This is a genomic window from Mycolicibacillus koreensis, from assembly GCF_002104795.1.
Taxonomy (GTDB): domain Bacteria; phylum Actinomycetota; class Actinomycetes; order Mycobacteriales; family Mycobacteriaceae; genus Mycobacterium; species Mycobacterium koreense.
Window position 1 is genome coordinate 36,404 of sequence record NZ_NCXO01000030.1, and the last position, 16,870, is coordinate 53,273.

Here is a 16,870-nt window from a genome sequence, read left to right on the forward strand (position 1 = left end):
CGATGACGTCCACGAACACCAAGCTGCCGACGCCCCCCTTCCTCAAGGGGTTCCCCTTCAACGTGTTCCTGCGGCTCCTGGCCCCACGGGACCTGCGGGCCACACCCGCCCAGCGCGACGCATTCCGCCGCTACGCCCAGATCGGTGACCCGCTCGCCGACGGGGTCGTGACGATGATCCAGCGTCTGCCCACCGGCGAGGGGCGCCGACTCTTCGAGACCGCCGTCGAGCACGGCATCGACGCCCTCGACGATCCGCCCGCCGAGTTGGTGGCGTTCTTCGAGCAGGTCGACACCCGGCCCTACTGGCTCGACGACGACAAGATCGAATTGGCCATCCGGGTGAGCATGCGCACCGGGCTGTGGGGTATCGGCTTCGCCTTGCCCGGGTTGGCGCTGACCGGTGGCTATTTGGCGTCCAAGGCCGACAAGCCGCTCGTCGGCACCGGCGACCTGCGCCGAATGGCGCCGCGGCGGCTCAACGAGACCGCCACCTGGTACATCGACGTCACCTCCCCCGGCGGCCTGGAGCGCTTCGCTGCCGGATTCACCGGCACGCTGCGGGTACGACTGATGCACGCCATCGTCCGCTCGGCGATGTGTCGCCGCCCGGACTGGGATTTCGAGCAGTGGGACCACCCACTCAACCAGGCTCAGATGTCGGGCACCGTGATGCTGTTCTCCCTCGCCAACCTGGTGGGATGCCAGGCGATGGGGCTGCGCTTCTCCGCCCGGGAGCGCGAGGCGGTGTATCACCTGTGGCGCTACATCGGCCAACTGATGGGCGTGGATCCGGAGTTGATGCCTGCCAACGAGCCCGACACCTGGCGGCTGTTCTGGCTGCAGGCCGACACCGAATTCCTGCCCGACGAGGACTCGTTGAAATTGGCCCAGGCGCTGCACGGCGACCAGGACGACGACGACGCCGCCATGCGGGTGGCGCGCGCCATGCTCTCTTCGTACAGCCGACTGGTGCTGGGCAACCGCAACGCCGATCAGTTGGGCCTGGCCGACAATAAGCCGATGCAGGCCGCGGTGCTGGGGATTTCAGCGGTCAATCGGGTGCTGGAGTTGCCGCGGCTGCTCCCCGGGGTGACCCGGCTCAACGAGGAGATCGGTCAGTGGAGTCGCCGCAGGTTCGTTCAGCGCGGCTTCACCGAGACCGGTGGTGACCGCAGCTACCGTCGCCACGACAAGCTCGCCGCCGGCCCGCAGGCCAAGACCGGCTGACCCGGCCGACCGCGGCGGCACCCGCCACCGGGCCGCAGCCGTTGTGGCACCATCAACCGGTGCCCGTGCAGTCGATCAGCACCGCGACGCGGTGGTGGATTCTGATTGTCTCGCTGCTGGCCACCTTGTGCGCGTTCACCTTCATCAACGGCATCGCCTTCGTCATCCCGATGCTGGAGAGCAAACGCGACACCAACCTCGCCCAGGCCGGGTTGCTGGCATCGATGCCCAGCGCCGGAATGGTGTTGACCCTGTTCGGCTGGGGCTACCTGCTCGACCGCATCGGTGAACGCGTCGTCCTCAGTTTCGGTATGGCCCTGACCGGTGGTGCCTGTTTCGCCGCGGCGTCGATGCATTCACTGCCCGCCGTCGGCGTTTTTCTGTTCCTGGGCGGTATGGCGGCCGCGTGCGCCAACACCGCCAGCGGACGGCTGGTGGCCGGCTGGTTCCCCGCTCACCAACGCGGCCTGGTGATGGGGATTCGTCAAACCGCCCAACCGTTGGGTATCGCGTTGGGGGCCATGGTGATTCCGCGTTTCGCCCAGCATGGCCTCGAACCGGCGCTGAAGTTCCCGGCGATGATCTGCACGGTGGCCGCGGTGGCCTGTGCGCTCGGTGTACTCGATCCGCCGCGCCCACCGCGCACGGAGGCGCCGGCCGAATACCTGGTCAGCCCTTACCGGGGCTCCTCGACACTGTGGCGCATCCACGTCGCCTCGGCGGCGATGATGGTGCCGCAGTGCGTGATCGCGACGTTCATGCTGGTCTGGCTGATCCGCGAACAGGATCTGTCGATCGGGACGGCGGGCACTTTGGTGACCGTGGCCCAGCTGTTGGGTGCGGCGTTCAGGATCGTCGCCGGCCGGTGGTCCGACCGGGTGGGTTCGCGGCTGGGACCGATCCGCATCCTGGCGGTGGCGAGCTGTCTGGTGATGGTTCTGTTGGGACTGACCACCTTTTTGGGCTGGGCGGCCGCCACCGCGGTGATGGTCGTCGCGGCGGTGGTCACCGTCTTGGACAACGGATTGTCCTCGACCGCGATCGCTGAGATGGCCGGACCGTACTGGAGCGGCCGGGCGCTGGGAGTGCAGAACACCAGTCAGCGGCTCACCGCGGCCGCCGGTCCCCCACTGTTCGGTGTGCTGGTCGACGCGGCGAGCTATCCGCTCGCATTCGGCGTCTGCGGGGTGGTCGCACTGTTGGCCTGGCCGCTGATCCCCGCCGACCCCGACGGGTCACGATCGGCACCCACCACATCAGAGGCCGATACCTCACGGAGCTGAACGGTCGCGTTCAGCCGGCTGTGACACCATCGCACCGTGGGCACCGAGACCATCCGCTCCCTGCGGGCTTGGGGGATGCTGAGCCTCGGATTAGTGGCGACGATGTCGGCGACGACATTCATCAACGGTGTCGCGTTTCTGATTCCGGCCCTCGATCGTGAGCGTGGCATCAGTCTGGCCGAAGCCGGTCTGCTCTCGGCGATGCCGAGCGTGGGCATGGTGTTCACGCTGATCGCCTGGGGCTATCTGGTCGACCGGTTCGGGGAACGGTTCGTGCTCACAGCCGGTTTGGGTGCCACCTCCATCGCGGTGTTCGCCGCGGCATCAGTGCACGGCATGGCGGCCGAGGCCGGCTGTCTGCTGGTGGGCGGGGCGGCCGCCGCCAGCGCCAATACGGCTAGCGGACGACTGGTGACGGGTTGGTTCCCCGTCCAGCAGCGTGGCCTGGCGATGGGTATCCGGCAGACCGCACAGCCCCTCGGGATCGCGGTCGCCGCCCTGGTGCTGCCCGAACTGGGCGAGCGCGACTTCAACGTCGCGCTGTTGTTCCCCGCGGCGGCCTGCGCCATCTCGGCGGCGGCCTGCGCATTCGGGGTGCGTGATCCGCACCGGCCGACACCGTCCATCGCCGATCCGCAGGAGACGGCCAACCCCTACCGGCGCTCCGCGATGCTGTGGCGGATCCATCTGGTTTCGGCGCTGTTGATGATCCCCCAGACCGTGGTGCTGACCTTCATGCTGGTCTGGCTGATGCGCGACCACCACTGGTCGGTGGGCTCCGCCGGCGTGCTGGTCAGCGTCTCACAACTGCTGGGAGCACTGGGCCGCGTCGCCGTCGGCCGCTGGTCGGACCGGGTTGGCGCCCGGATGGGCCCGGTCCGGATGATCGCCGTTGCCGCCGCCTTGTGCATGCTGGCCCTGGCCCTAGCCGATCGGCTGGACTCCGCGCTGGCGATACCGCTGATGGTCGTCGGCGCAGTGGTCACCGTGCTGGATAACGGGCTGGCGTTCACCGCGGTCGCCGAATCCGCCGGCCGTTACTGGAGTGGACGCGCCATGGGTGCGCAGAACACCACCCAACGGCTCACCGCGGGTGCCACACCCCCGATCTTCGGTGAGATCATCGATGTCGGCGGCTACCCGACGGCATTCGCCGTCTGCGGCGCGGTCGCGGTGCTCGCGCTGCCGCTGATTCCGGTGGGCCCGGAGAAACGGCAGTCCGCGGCTGCGGCGCCCGCCGCCCCGGGACGCGACGCCGGCTGACCAACAGGCGCGTTCAGGTGATGGCGACGCAGGCGTCAAGCCTGCTACAGGTTTTCAGCACCTCGTCACCGCGTTTGATCTTGAGCGTGATGTCGGGTTGAGCGTCGGTGAGGAAATCGGTCGGCAGCGCGTAGATGCTCGCCGCGCCGGGGTTCGGCGACACCGTGGTCGACCAGGGCAGGGTGTCGACGGTGGTCTCGACAGGATCCTTCGCGCCGCTGTAGATCACCGTCAGCGGCGCCTTGATGGTGCCGGTGATCTCGTAGGTGATGCTGTCGGCCGGGGCGGCGCTGGTGGGGGCGCTGCCGCTCGGCGAGGAGTCGGTCCGATCCTTGCTGGTGGAATCCCCGCTGTTGACCACCACGACCACAATGACCGCCAGGACCGCCACCACGGCCACGACGGCGACGATGATCCACGGTGTCTTGTTGCCCGGTGGCTTCCCCGGCGGGCCGTAGGGTTGCTGACCATAGGGGCCGGGCCCGTAGGGCGCCCCCTGATAGGGCGGGTACGCCGGCGGTGGAGCGCCGTAGGGCGGTGGCGGGTAGGGCTGCCCACCGTAGGGGGCGCCGCCGTAGGGGGCGCTGCCGTAGGGCTGCCCACCGTAGGGAGCCCCACCGGACGGGGCGCCACCGTAGGGCACGGCGCCCGGTTGCCCCGGGCTGCCCCCGTGGGGTGGGTTGCCATAGTACGGATTGGACATTCGGGCAGCTTAACAGCGCGGCGAATGTCGCCCGGACGCCGAAGTCGTCGCCGCGGCCTTAGAGCGCCTTAGAGCAGCCCGACGATCCGGTCACCGACCGCCGAGGTGGACCGCGCGGTGTCGCCACGGGTGGCCAGGTGCTGCTCGACGGCACGATCCACACGCTCGGCTGCGGTGTGCTCACCGAGGTGGCTGAGCAGCAAACCCACCGACATGATCGCGGCGGTCGGGTCGGCAACGCCGTGCCCGGCGATGTCGGGCGCACTGCCGTGCACCGGTTCGAACATCGACGGGTTGGAACCGGTCGCGTCGATGTTGCCCGACGCAGCGAGTCCGATTCCGCCACAGACTGCCGCGGCCAGATCGGTGATGATGTCGCCGAACAGGTTGTCGGTGACGATCACGTCGAACCGCCCCGGGTCGGTGACCAGATAGATCGTGGCCGCATCGACGTGGCAGTAGGCCACCTCGACATCCGGGTAGTCCTCGCCGATCTCGGCGACCACGCGAGACCACAACGACCCGGCGAAGGCCAACACGTTGTTCTTGTGCACCAACGTGAGGTGCTTGCGCCGGGCCCGGGCCCGGTCGAAGGCGTACCGCACCACCCGGGCCACCCCGAATGCGGTGTTGACGCTGACCTCGGTGGCCACCTCATGCTCGGTGCCGACGCGGATGGCCCCGCCGTTGCCGGTGTAGGGCCCTTCGGTTCCCTCACGCACCACCTGAAAATCGATGTGGGGCTCACCGGCGAGAGGGCTGGCCACACCCGGGTACAACCGGCCCGGGCGCAGGTTGACGTGGTGGTCCAGAGCGAACCGTGTCGCCAGCAGCAGCCCCCGCTCGAGCACCCCCGACGGCACCGAAGGGTCACCGATCGCGCCGAGCAGGATCGCGTCGTGGCCGCGCAACTCGTCGAGCACCGTGGGCGGCAGCACCTCCCCGGTGGCGTGGTAGCGCCGCGCACCGAGGTCATAGCTCGTCTTCTCGGTACCCGGCAGGACCTCGTCGAGCACCTTGACCGCCTCGGCGACCACCTCGGGGCCGATCCCGTCGCCGGGAATTACCGCGAGTTTCACGACAGATCCACCACCTCGAGCTTGCTGGCGTCGACAGCGGCGCCGATCGCCGCGCGCACGTTGGCGGGCACCTCACGGTCGACGCGCAGCAGGATGGTGGCGTTGGGGCCGCTGACGTCCTCGGAGAGTTGCGCCGCATGGATGTTGATGTCGGCACCGCCGAGCAACGTCCCGATCTTGCCCAACGCGCCGGGTTGGTCGTCGTAGTTGATGATCAGGTTGATGCCCTCGGCGCGCAGATCGAAGTTGCGGCCGTTGATGCTGACGAGCTTCTCGACCTGCTCGGGTCCGGCCAGCGTGCCCGCCACCGTGGTGACGACGCCGTCGGCGCCGACCGCCTTGACTTCCACGGTGGAGCGGTATTTGGGACTCTCGGTGGCGACGGTCAACTCCGCGCTCACCCCGCGTTCCTCGGCGAGAGCGGGTGCGTTGACGAACGTCACCGGATCCTCGATCACCGCCGAGAACAGTCCCCGAACCGCCGAAAGTTTCAGTACCTCAACCTCTTCGGTGGCCAATTCACCGCGAACCTGCACCGACAGCGAGGCGGGAAGCTCCGCGGAGAGCACCCCGGCCAGCACCCCGAGTTTGCGCACCAGGTCCAGCCACGGCACGACGGTCTCGGCGACCGCACCGCCCGCGACGTTCACCGCGTCGGGCACGAAGTCACCGGCCAACGCGAGTTTGACGCTCTCGGCCACGTCGGTGCCGGCCCGGTCCTGCGCCTCGGCGGTCGATGCCCCCAGATGCGGGGTGACCACGACCTGCGGCAACTCGAACAGCGGTGAGTCGGTGCACGGCTCGGTGGCGAACACGTCGAGGCCCGCCGCCCGGACCCGCCCGTCGGTGATCGCCTCGGCCAGCGCGGCCTCGTCGATGAGCCCACCGCGGGCGGCGTTGACGATGATGACCCCCGGCTTGACCTTCCGTAGCGCCTCGGAACCGATCAGCCCCGCGGTCTCCGGGGTCTTCGGCAGGTGCACGGAGACGAAATCGGCGCGCTGAAGCAGCTCATCGAGGCTGAGCAACTCGATACCGAGCTGGGCGGCCAACGCCGAGGAGACATACGGGTCGTAGGCGATGATGTGCGCACCGAACGCGGCCAGCCGCGACGCGACCAGCTGTCCGATGCGGCCCAACCCGACCACCCCGACGGTGTGGCCATAGATCTCGGTGCCCGAGAACGACGACCGTTTCCAGGTGTGTTCGCGCAGCGAGGCGTCGGCCGGCGGGATCTGGCGCGCCGCGGCCAGCATCAGCGCGATCGCGTGCTCGGCGGCACTGTGGATGTTGGAGGTCGGTGCGTTGACCACCAGCACCCCGCGGGAGGTGGCGGCGTCGACGTCGACGTTGTCGAGCCCGACGCCGGCGCGCGCGACGATCTTGAGCTTGGGTGCGGCGGCCAGCACCTCGGCGTCCACGGTGGTGGCCGAGCGGACCAGCAGCGCGTCGGCGTCGGGGACCGCGGCCAGCAGCTTCTCCCGGTCGGGGCCGTCGACCCAGCGCACCTCTACCTGGTCACCCAGGGCGGCAACGGTCGAGTCGGCGAGTTTGTCGGCAATCAACACAACGGGCAGGCTCACCCCGACAGCCTAAAGGGCCGGGTGATCGGGTCGCGGAGCCGGGCGCAGGCCACGCTCCCGCACCCCCCGGGAACCACAAGGTCACAGCCGTCTAACGGATGACCCGACACACCGGCCGCCTCGCCCACCTGCGGTTGTGGACCGTCGACAATTCCCCCATGAGACCGATGACGGGCCCGCATCGTGGCCCGTGAGATCACCCGCCAGACCTTTTTGCGCGGCGCCGCCGGGACGCTGGTGGCCGGGGCGCTGCTGCGACCGGGGAGCGCCGGCGCCGACCCGAACACCGGCGGGTGGGACCCGCTGGCCGGCGCCATCGGCGGGCAGGTCTTGCGCCCCACCGACGGGCCGCAGTTCGCGAGCGCGAAACAGGTGTTCAACACCAACTTCAACGATGCGACGCCGGCGGCGATCGTCACCGCCACCTCCGCCGCCGACGTGCAGAAGGCGATGGCCTTCGCCGCGGCGCACCGGTTGAAGGTCGCGCCCCGCAGCGGCGGGCACTCCTACGTCGGCGCCTCCACCGCCAACGGCACCATGGTGCTCGACCTGCGCCCGCTGCCCGCAACCATCGACATCGATCAGGCCAGCGGGCAGGTCACGGTCTCCCCCGCGACCGGCCTCTACCCGTTGCACGAGGCGCTGGCCGGCGCAGGACGCGGGATCCCCACCGGGATCTGCCCCACCGTGGGCACCGCCGGACATGCGCTCGGCGGCGGCCTCGGGGCCGATTCGCGTCACGCCGGCCTGATGTCGGACGCGCTGCGATCGGCCACGGTCGTGCTGCCCGACGGCCAGTCGGTCACCGCGTCGGCCTCGGCCAACCCCGATCTGTTCTGGGCGCTGCGCGGGGGCGGCGGCGGCAACCTCGGTGTGGTCACCTCGCTGACCTTCGCCACCTTCCCCACCAGCGACGTCGATGTGGTCAACCTCACGTTCCCGCCGGAGGCGTTCGCGCGGGTCCTGCTCGGCTGGCAGAACTGGCTGCGCTCGGCCGACCGCAGCCGCTGGGCGTTGGCCGACGCCGTCGCCGACGGCCACGGTTCGCAGTGCCGGATATTGGCGACCGGTCCGGTGGGCTCCGGCCCCGCCACCGCCGATGCCCTGGTGGCCGCTGTCGGCGCTCAACCGACCGGCACCGAACACCACACCTTCAGCCATCTGGATCTGGTGCGCTTTTTGGCCGGCAACCTCAACCCGGCGCCGCTGGCCTACGTCGGTGGCTCCGATGTGCTGCCGGCGATCACCGCCGACGTCGCGCGTGCGATCGCCGCGGCGCGCGACGCGTTCCCGCCCGGGGCGGGCCGGGTGTTCGTGATCATGCACGCCCTCGACGGCGCGCTGGCCAGCGTCGCACCGAACGCCACCGCCTTCCCCTGGCGCCGGCACTCCGCGCTGGTGCAGTGGTACGTCGAAACCGCCGGGCCACCGTCGGCGGCCACAGCGTGGCTCAATACCGCACACCAAGCGGTGCAACGGTATTCAGCGGGTGGCTATGTCAATTACGTGGAGGCCAACCAGTCACCGGCACGGTATTTCGGTGCCAACCTTTCCCGACTGAGCGCGGTGCGCCAGAAGTACGATCCCGGCCGGGTGATGTTCTCCGGGATGACGTTCTAAAGCGTGTCAGTGCGCGGCCCCTACCATCGAGGCATGGATGTCACCGTGGTCGGCAGCGGCCCCAACGGTCTGGCCGCGGCCGTGGTCTGCGCCCGGGCCGGTTTGTCGGTACAGGTCCTCGAGGCGCAATCGACGCTCGGCGGCGGCGCCCGCACGATGGCCGACCCGGAGTTCCCCGGCGTGCGTCATGACATCTGCTCGGCCGTGCACCCGCTGGCGCTGGCGTCGCCGTTTTTCGCCGCCTTCGATCTACCGGCCCGCGGTGTCGACCTGGTCTCCCCGGCCGTCTCCTACGGCAACCCGCTGCCGGGGCGGCCCGCGGCCATCGCCTACCGCGATTTCGATCACACCTGTGAGGAGTTGTCCGACGGGCGTGGCTGGCGGCGCCTTCTCGGGCCGCTGGTGGAGCACCCTGACGCGGTGGTGGGGTTCCTGCTCGGCGATAAACGATCACTGCCCTTCGGGCTGACCACCGTAGCGCGGCTGGGACTACGGATGCTTTGGCAGGGCACCCCGGCGTGGAATGCGAGCCTTCCCGCCGGGGACGCACGAGCGCTGTTCACCGGTGTTGCCGCCCATACCATTTCGACGATGCCGTCGATGACCTCGGCCGGAGCGGGCATGTTGTTGGCGACACTGGCACACACCGTGGGTTGGCCGGTTCCCGCCGGCGGCAGTCAGGCGATCGTTGATGCGCTCCTCGCGGATCTGCGTGCGCACGGCGCCAGTGTGCAGACCGACACCGAGGTCACCACGCCACCGCCGGGTGTCGTCCTCTACGACACCGCACCGACTGCGCTACTCGACATCTACGGCGATCAGCTGCCGAACCGCTATCAGAATTCGCTGCGCCGCTACACATTCGGCGCCGGCGTGACCAAAGTCGATTTCGTTCTCTCCGACGAGATCCCCTGGGCCGATCCTCGGTTGGCAACCGCACCCACGCTGCATCTCGGCGGCGACCGCGCACAGATGGCCCGCGCGGAGGCCGCGGTGGCCGCCGGGCGGCATGCCGCCGAGCCGATGGTGCTTGCCGCACTGCCGCACCTGACCGACCCGGGGCGTGTCGATGCGGCCGGACGCCGCCCGCTGTGGACCTACGCGCATGTCCCCGCCGGCTCTCCGCGGGATCAGACCGACGCCGTGCGCGCGGTGTTCGAGCGGTTCGCCCCGGGATTCGCCGACGTCGTCGTCGCCGCCCGGTGCACGCCCGCGGCCCGGATGGCCGACCACAACGCCAACTACGTCGGCGGCGACATCGGGGTGGGCGCCAACAACGCCTGGCGCGCCCTGGCCGGCCCCACCCCGCGCGCCAACCCCTGGGCCACACCGATCCCGGGGGCCTATCTGTGTTCGGCGGCGACTCCCCCGGGCGCCGGGGTCCACGGGATGGCCGGCTACTACGCCGCCCGCACGGTGTTGCGCCGCGAGTTCGGCATCCGCGAACTCCCCGAGTTGGCCCCCTGACCGCGGGGGTGCCCTTCGGTCTCCGCGGCTAGGCGGTCTCGGTGATGGGGCGGTCCACCCAGCTCATCAGGTCGCGCAACTTCTTGCCGGTCACCTCGATCGGGTGCTCGGCGTTCTCCTTGCGCAGCGACTCGAGTTCGGCGTTGCCGCCCTCGACGTTGGCGACCAGGCGTTTGACGAAGGTGCCGTCCTGGATGTCGCGAAGGATGTCGCGCATCCGCTGCTTGGTGTCGGCGTCGATGACCCGCGGCCCGGACAGGTAGCCCCCGAACTCCGCGGTGTCGGACACCGAGTAGTTCATCCGGGCGATACCACCCTCGTACATCAGGTCCACGATGAGCTTGAGCTCGTGCAGCACCTCGAAGTAGGCCATCTCCGGGGCGTAGCCGGCCTCCACCATGACCTCGAAACCGGCCTTGACCAATTCCTCGGTGCCGCCGCAGAGCACGGCCTGCTCCCCGAAGAGATCGGTTTCGGTTTCCTCTTTGAACGTGGTCTTGATGACCCCGGCCCGGGTGCCGCCGATCGCCTTGGCATACGACAGTGCCAGCGACTCACCGGCACCGGTGGGATCCTGGGCGACCGCGATCAGCGCGGGCACGCCCTTGCCGTCGACGAACTGGCGGCGCACCAGGTGCCCCGGCCCCTTGGGGGCGACCATCGCGACGGTGATCTCGTCGGCCGGTTTGATCAGCCCGAAGTGGATGTTCAGACCGTGACCGAAGAACAGCGCGTCACCGGCGTTGAGGTTCGGCTCGATGTCCTCGGTGAAGATCTGCGCCTGGGCGGTGTCGGGGGCCAGCAACATGATCACGTCAGCCCATTTGGCGACCTCGGCGGGGGTGTCGACTTCCAGGCCCTGCTCACTGACCTTGGCCCGCGACTTCGAGCCCTCCTTGAGCCCGACCTTGACCTGCACACCGGAGTCGCGCAGGCTCAGCGAGTGGGCGTGCCCCTGGCTGCCGTATCCGATCACGCCGACCTTGCGGCCCTGGATGATCGACAGATCCGCGTCGTCGTCGTAGAACATCTGCACTGCCACGTGTCTCTTCTCCTCTAATCGTTTTCAGGTGGTAGTTCGTGAGTTTTGACTGCTCGCGCCCCGAGCAGATTACTTGCCGGACCCCATGCCCCGCGGACCGCGGGACAAGGTGACCAGTCCGGATTGTGCGATCTCGCGGATGCCGAAGGGCTCCAGGACCCGCAGCAGCGCCTCCAGTTTCTCCTCGGTTCCGGTCGTCTCGACCGTCAACGACTCGGTGGAGACGTCAATGACCTTGGCGCGAAAGAGGTTCACCGCTTCGACGACCTGGCCGCGAGTGGTGGAATCGGCGCGGATCTTGATCAGCGCCAACTCTCGGGAGACGGACTGGGTCTCGTCGTGCTCGACGATTTTGATCACGTTGATCAGCTTGTTCAACTGCTTGGTGATCTGCTCCAGCGGGGTGTCTTCGACCGATACGACGATCGTCATCCGCGACATGCCCTTGGTCTCGGTGGCACCGACCGCGAGTGACTCGATGTTGAACCCGCGGCGCGAGAACAACGAGGCCACCCGGGCCAGCACACCGGGTTTGTCCTCGACCAGCACCGACAGGGTGTGTGTGGTGACAGTGGTCATCAGGCGTGCCCCTCGTTGTCGTCGTCGTCGAAGAGCGGACGGATTCCGCGCGCCGCTTGGATCTCGTCGTTGCTGGTTCCGGCGGCCACCATCGGCCACACCTGGGCGTCAGCCCCGACGATGAAGTCGATTACCACCGGCCGGTCGTTGATCGCACGCGCCTGGTTGATGACGTCCTCGACGTCTTCCTCACGCTCGCAACGCAACCCGACGCAGCCGAGCGCCTCGGCCAACTTCACGAAATCGGGGATGCGGCGGGAATGGGTGGCCAAGTCGGTCTGCGAATACCGCTCGCCGTAGAACAACGTCTGCCACTGACGCACCATCCCGAGGTTGCCGTTGTTGATCAACGCCACCTTGATCGGCAGCCCCTCGATCGCACACGTCGCCAATTCCTGGTTGGTCATCTGGAAACAGCCGTCCCCGTCGATCGCCCACACCTCGGCGTCGGGCCGTCCCATCTTGGCGCCCATCGCAGCCGGAATCGCGAAGCCCATCGTGCCCAGGCCGCCGGAATTCAGCCAGGTGCGCGGCTTTTCATAGTTGACGAACTGCGCAGCCCACATCTGGTGCTGCCCCACGCCGGCGACGTAGATCGCGTCGGGCCCGGCAAGGCGGCCGAGGTGCTCGATGACGTACTCCGGGCCGAGGCTGCCGTCACTCTGCGGACCGTAACTGAGCGGATAGGTGGTCTTGATCTCGTTGAGGTAGCCCCACCATTCGTCGATGTCCAGGCTGATCTGGTCACGGCGCAGCACCGCCAGCAGATCGGCGATCACGGCCTTGACGTCACCGACGATCGGCACGTCGGCGTGCCGATTCTTACCGATCTCGGCAGGGTCGATGTCGGCGTGGATCACCTTGGCGTCCGGGGCGAACGAATCCAGCTGTCCGGTCACCCGGTCATCGAATCGCGCACCCAGGGTGATCATCAGGTCGCTGCGCTGCAGTCCGGCGACCGCGGCGACCGTGCCGTGCATTCCGGGCATCCCCAGGTGCTGCGGATGGCTGTCGGGGAAGGCGCCGCGTGCCATCAAGGTGGTGACCACCGGGATGCCGGTCAGCTCGGCGAGTTCGGCCAACTCGGCGGTGGCGTCGCCGCGGATCACTCCGCCGCCCACATAGAGCACCGGGCGATGCGCGGCGGCAATCAGTTTGGCGGCCTCCCGGATCTGCCGGTTGTGCGGCTTGGTGTTCGGCTTGTAGCCGGGCAGCTCCATCGTCGGCGGCCAGGAGAACGTGCACGGCCCCTGCAGGATGTCCTTGGGGATGTCGACGAGCACCACGCCGGGTCGCCCCGATGCGGCGATGTGGAACGCCTCGGCGATGACCCGGGGGATGTCGTCGCCGTTGCTCACCAGATAGTTGTGTTTGGTGATCGGCATCGTCACCCCGGAGATGTCGGCCTCCTGGAACGCATCGGTGCCGATGAGCTGGCGGCCCACCTGCCCGGTGATGGCGACCACCGGGATGGAGTCCATCTGCGCGTCGGCCAGCGGGGTGACCAGGTTGGTCGCGCCCGGACCCGAGGTGGCCATGCACACCCCCACCCGGCCGGTGGCGTGGGCGTAGCCGCTGGCGGCGTGCCCCGCACCCTGCTCGTGGCGGACCAGGACATGGCGCAGCTTGCGGGAGTCGAACAGCGGGTCGTAGACCGGCAACACGGCACCGCCGGGGATGCCGAAGATGACCTCGACGTCGAGCTCCTCCAACGACCGGACCACCGATTCGGCGCCGGTCACCTGCTCGGGAGCGACACGGCGGGCCTTCGCGGTCCTTGCGTCGGTCTTCGTCGCGGTCTTTGCGTCGGTCTTCGCGTCGGTGGAGTCGGCGGCGCCGTTATCCGCAGGTCGCGGATCGGCCGGCGGCCGCGTGGTGGGTGCGCTCACGGTGTCCTTCTTTGCTGTCGAAGATTCTGTGCCGAGACAAACAAAAACCCCCGCCAGCAGCTGCTGCACGAGGGTTGCGCGTCGGTGCTCGAGTACCCGGTTGGGTCAGTCAGCCGCCAACGCGCTGACCAAGTACTACGAGCATGCCGCGACTGTTCATGCCTCGACGGTAGCGTCCCCACAGGTCAACCGTCAAATATGCCCGCCGCCGACGGCGGCCGCCGATGGTGCGATGATGCCGGGGTGACCAGCCAATCCCGCGCGCGCACCGAACCGGTCGTGATCCGGATCTCGCCGATGGCCCATCTGGCGGTCGGGTTCGTCGCCGTGTGCCTGGTGGCACCGGCGGCGGTCTGGCCGCCGGCTGCTGCCCTGCTGCTGGTGCCGGTCGCCGCGTCGGTCTGGATCATCCGGGTTCGCACCGTCGCCGACTCGGCGGGCGTGACCGCGCGCACCCTGGCGGCCAGCCGCACGGTCGGCTGGGACGACGTCGAGGGATTGCGGTTCACCAAGGGATCGTGGGCCCGCGCCCACCTCACCGATGGCACCGAGTTGCTCCTGCCCGCGGTCACGTTCGCGACGTTGCCGCGCCTCGCCGAGGCCAGCGCCGGGCGGGTACCCAACCCGTACCGGTGAGACGGCCGCTCAGGTCAGCGGATTCGCCCCGTTGAGCAGCACCCACATCGCCACCCCGCCGCCGATGCCGAGCAGCAGCGCCAGGAACGAGCCGATGAAGGGCCGCCGCGACCAGCCGCGGCCGGCGTCGAACCCGTAGCGGCCGGGCCCGACCAGGATGATCGCCACCGCCAGAGCGATCAGCGTCACCTGGTATTCGTGCCCGTCGGGCAGGAAGAACGCGAACCGCCCGGAGTCGGCCGAGACCCCGGCCAGCATGCCGTTGATCAGGTACGCGAGTGCGCCGGCGGCCGCCAGGGGCGTGAACAGCCCCAGCACCAGCAGCACCCCGGCGGTGATCTGACCACCGGCGGCGACATAGGTGAGGATGTCGGCGTGCTCGTAGCCGACGTCGGAGAGTGAATTCTTCAGGCCCGTGAGCCCCGATCCGCCCCACCACCCGAAGAGTTTCTGCAGGCCGTGCCCGATCAACAGCCCACCCAGGGTCACCCGCAGGATCAGCAGCCCGAGGTCTTGGGTGCCGCGGCGCCCGGCCGCCCGGACCCGCTCCTCCTGGGCGTGCCAGTCCGGCGGCGCCCCGGGGTCCTGCGGCCCCACATACGGCAGCGGCTCCTGATCGGCCAGCAGGCTGAACCCCGAACTGGGATAGGGCGGGTTGTGCGGGTCATAGGACGGGATCGCGGTGGTCTCGAAGTCGCCGGCGTAGGTGGCCGACGGCAAGTCGTCCTCGGGATCGACCAAACTCGCCGAACCGGATGATTGCACGTTGCTGGGGGCCACAGGTTCCTCCGGTCGCTGCCATTGTGGGTCATCGGATTGACGGGGCACGCCTGACAGGGTAGAGCCCCGCCCCCCTGTTTTGGCGATTTGATTTGCCCTCTTATCCAGGGCGTATCCACACCGTGACCTTCTGCACACACATCTCCGTGGCGAGCGTCGGACCACGGTCCGTAATCTGGCGGGCATGCGATCGCACCGGCCGGTTCTGTGGATGGTCGCGCTCGGCTGTGCGCTGACGCTCGTGGCCTCCGGGTGCGCCCGATTCAACGATGCCCAATCCGAGCCGTTCACCGAGGTACCGCAGCTGGCTCCGCCGCCACCGTCGTCGACCCCTCCACCACCGCCGTTACCGGGCAAGCCGTTCCCGAAGGAGTGCCCGGCACCGGGGGTGATGCAGGGCTGCCTGGAGCCCACCAGCGGGCTGATCATGGGCCCCACCGGCAAAACCGCCCTGGTCGCCGAGCGGACCACCGGGGCGATCAAGGAGATCGCCACCGACGCCGAGCCGACCGTGAAAACGGTGCTCGACGTCGACCCCGCCGGCGACGGCGGGCTGATGGACATCGTGCTGTCGCCGACCTACGAGCAGGACCGGTTGATGTATGCCTACATCAGCACCCCGACCGACAACCGCGTCATCCGGATCGCCGACGGCGACGTTCCCAAGGACATCCTCACCGGTATCCCCAAGGGCCCGACCGGCAACACCGGCGCGCTGATCTTCACCAGCCCGACCACCCTGGTCGTGCTGACCGGCGACGCCGGTGACCCCGCCGCGGCCGCTGATCCGGCATCGATGGCCGGCAAGCTGCTGCGCATCGAACAGCCGACCACGGTCGGCCAGGCGCCACCGACGACGGCGCTGAGCGGCCTGGGGGCCGGCGGCGGGCTGTGCATCGACCCGGCCGACGGTTCGCTGTATGTCACCGATCGCAGCCCGACCGGCGACCGCCTGCAGCGCATCACCAAGAAATCCGAGGTGTCGACGGTCTGGACCTGGCCGGACAAGCCGGGGGTGGCCGGGTGCGCGGCCCTGGAGGGCACGGTGCTGGTGAACTTGGTGAACACCAAACAGACGGTGGTGTTGTCGGTGTCGAAGGACACCGGTGCGCTCACCGGTGAACCCGAAGTGGTCCGCGACGGGGAGAATCACGGTCACGCCTGGTCGTTGAAACTGTCCCCGGACGGCAACATCTGGGCCGGCACGGTCAACCGCAGCTTCGGCGACGCGGGCACCCTCGATGACGTCGTCTTCCCGTTGTTCCCCAAGGGTGGGGGCTTCCCACGTAGCGACGAGGAGAAAACCTAACCCGCACCGCCCGGCGCCCCGGAGCCGTACTGATTTTTGTCGGCTTGGTTTGGGGATGGTTCGGGTACTGGGGATAACTCTGCTGACCGGTGGCGGTGGCGGTGGTTATTGCGGTGGTTATTGCGGTGGTGATGTGGGGTGATGTCGGGGGGTCGCGCTAGTTTTAGAACATGAGTTCGATCAACGCGCGGGAGGAGATCACCGCCTGCTACGACGCTCTGGAGGCGGCCGTGGACGCGGTGGTCGACCTCGATTGCACGGCGTTGACCACCCCGGAGCGCCTGGCGTTGCTGGAGCGGCTCGAGACCGTGCACCGGCGCCTGCCGGCGGTTGGCTGTGTCAACCCGATCTGGGACCACGATGACGGCCTGACTGGGACCCACCTGGCACCGGCTAATCACGCCCTTG

The 16,870-nt window shown here is 68.8% G+C and carries 14 protein-coding genes and 1 pseudogene; 8 read left to right on the plus strand and 7 right to left on the minus strand.

Going from position 1 to position 16,870, the window contains the following annotated elements:
- The first annotated feature begins 2 nt into the window (after positions 1 to 2).
- From B8W67_RS13360 to B8W67_RS13370, 3 genes are read left to right on the plus strand one after another with little or no spacing between them, the layout of a single operon-like run.
- Positions 3 to 1,229, plus strand: coding sequence for an oxygenase MpaB family protein (locus B8W67_RS13360; RefSeq protein ID WP_069393491.1), 1,227 nt, complete (start codon positions 3 to 5; stop codon positions 1,227 to 1,229).
- A gap of 59 nt (positions 1,230 to 1,288) precedes the next feature.
- The gene (locus tag B8W67_RS13365; RefSeq protein WP_085304479.1) at positions 1,289 to 2,512 is read left to right on the plus strand and encodes an MFS transporter; all 1,224 of its coding nucleotides are present in this window, start codon (positions 1,289 to 1,291) and stop codon (positions 2,510 to 2,512) included.
- Between the two features lie 36 nt (positions 2,513 to 2,548).
- Positions 2,549 to 3,775: an MFS transporter gene (locus B8W67_RS13370; RefSeq protein WP_234806756.1), complete on the plus strand. Its 1,227-nt coding sequence runs from the start codon at positions 2,549 to 2,551 to the stop codon at positions 3,773 to 3,775.
- 13 nt (positions 3,776 to 3,788) lie between these two features.
- Here B8W67_RS13370 and B8W67_RS20330 read toward each other — a convergent pair whose 3' ends face one another.
- The 3 genes from B8W67_RS20330 to serA all read right to left on the minus strand — a co-directional run bounded on the left by B8W67_RS20330 (position 3,789) and on the right by serA (position 7,140).
- Positions 3,789 to 4,478 (minus strand): MmpS family transport accessory protein, encoded by a 690-nt coding sequence (locus B8W67_RS20330; RefSeq protein ID WP_109470194.1) that lies wholly within the window; start codon positions 4,476 to 4,478, stop codon positions 3,789 to 3,791.
- Positions 4,479 to 4,546: 68 nt separating this feature from the next.
- The gene (locus B8W67_RS13380) at positions 4,547 to 5,557 is read right to left on the minus strand and encodes a 3-isopropylmalate dehydrogenase (RefSeq protein WP_085304480.1); all 1,011 of its coding nucleotides are present in this window, start codon (positions 5,555 to 5,557) and stop codon (positions 4,547 to 4,549) included.
- Complete coding sequence (gene serA / locus B8W67_RS13385) at positions 5,554 to 7,140, minus strand: phosphoglycerate dehydrogenase (protein WP_069393495.1); 1,587 nt, start codon at positions 7,138 to 7,140, stop codon at positions 5,554 to 5,556. Before serA ends, B8W67_RS13380 begins: the two co-directional genes overlap by 4 nt.
- A 183-nt stretch (positions 7,141 to 7,323) precedes the next feature.
- Here serA and B8W67_RS13390 point away from each other — a divergent pair, with 183 nt between their 5' ends.
- Both B8W67_RS13390 and B8W67_RS13395 read left to right on the plus strand, forming a co-directional pair.
- On the plus strand, positions 7,324 to 8,760 hold the full coding sequence (locus tag B8W67_RS13390; protein WP_085304481.1) for an FAD-binding oxidoreductase: 1,437 nt from the start codon (positions 7,324 to 7,326) through the stop codon (positions 8,758 to 8,760).
- A gap of 33 nt (positions 8,761 to 8,793) precedes the next feature.
- Positions 8,794 to 10,227, plus strand: coding sequence for a phytoene desaturase family protein (locus B8W67_RS13395; protein ID WP_085304482.1), 1,434 nt, complete (start codon positions 8,794 to 8,796; stop codon positions 10,225 to 10,227).
- Positions 10,228 to 10,255: 28 nt separating this feature from the next.
- Here B8W67_RS13395 and ilvC read toward each other — a convergent pair whose 3' ends face one another.
- From ilvC to B8W67_RS13410, 3 genes are all read right to left on the minus strand, one after another.
- Positions 10,256 to 11,257, minus strand: coding sequence for a ketol-acid reductoisomerase (gene ilvC / locus B8W67_RS13400; RefSeq protein WP_174254771.1), 1,002 nt, complete (start codon positions 11,255 to 11,257; stop codon positions 10,256 to 10,258).
- Between the two features lie 81 nt (positions 11,258 to 11,338).
- Positions 11,339 to 11,848 (minus strand): acetolactate synthase small subunit, encoded by a 510-nt coding sequence (gene ilvN / locus B8W67_RS13405; protein ID WP_085304484.1) that lies wholly within the window; start codon positions 11,846 to 11,848, stop codon positions 11,339 to 11,341.
- On the minus strand, positions 11,848 to 13,737 hold the full coding sequence (locus B8W67_RS13410) for an acetolactate synthase large subunit (protein ID WP_085304485.1): 1,890 nt from the start codon (positions 13,735 to 13,737) through the stop codon (positions 11,848 to 11,850). The genes ilvN and B8W67_RS13410 overlap by 1 nt, the downstream gene beginning before the upstream one ends.
- A 297-nt stretch (positions 13,738 to 14,034) precedes the next feature.
- Between B8W67_RS13410 and B8W67_RS13415 the strand changes: the two genes are divergently transcribed.
- Positions 14,035 to 14,373, plus strand: coding sequence for a PH domain-containing protein (locus B8W67_RS13415; protein WP_069393505.1), 339 nt, complete (start codon positions 14,035 to 14,037; stop codon positions 14,371 to 14,373).
- A gap of 9 nt (positions 14,374 to 14,382) precedes the next feature.
- Here B8W67_RS13415 and B8W67_RS13420 read toward each other — a convergent pair whose 3' ends face one another.
- Entirely contained in the window at positions 14,383 to 15,153 is a 771-nt protein-coding gene (locus tag B8W67_RS13420; protein WP_234806757.1) for a DoxX family protein, read from the minus strand.
- 184 nt (positions 15,154 to 15,337) lie between these two features.
- Between B8W67_RS13420 and B8W67_RS13425 the strand changes: the two genes are divergently transcribed.
- Positions 15,338 to 16,462: a PQQ-dependent sugar dehydrogenase gene (locus B8W67_RS13425; protein WP_197747591.1), complete on the plus strand. Its 1,125-nt coding sequence runs from the start codon at positions 15,338 to 15,340 to the stop codon at positions 16,460 to 16,462.
- A 170-nt stretch (positions 16,463 to 16,632) separates the two neighbouring features.
- Positions 16,633 to 16,870, plus strand: a pseudogene (locus B8W67_RS13430) (hypothetical protein); the annotation flags it as partial.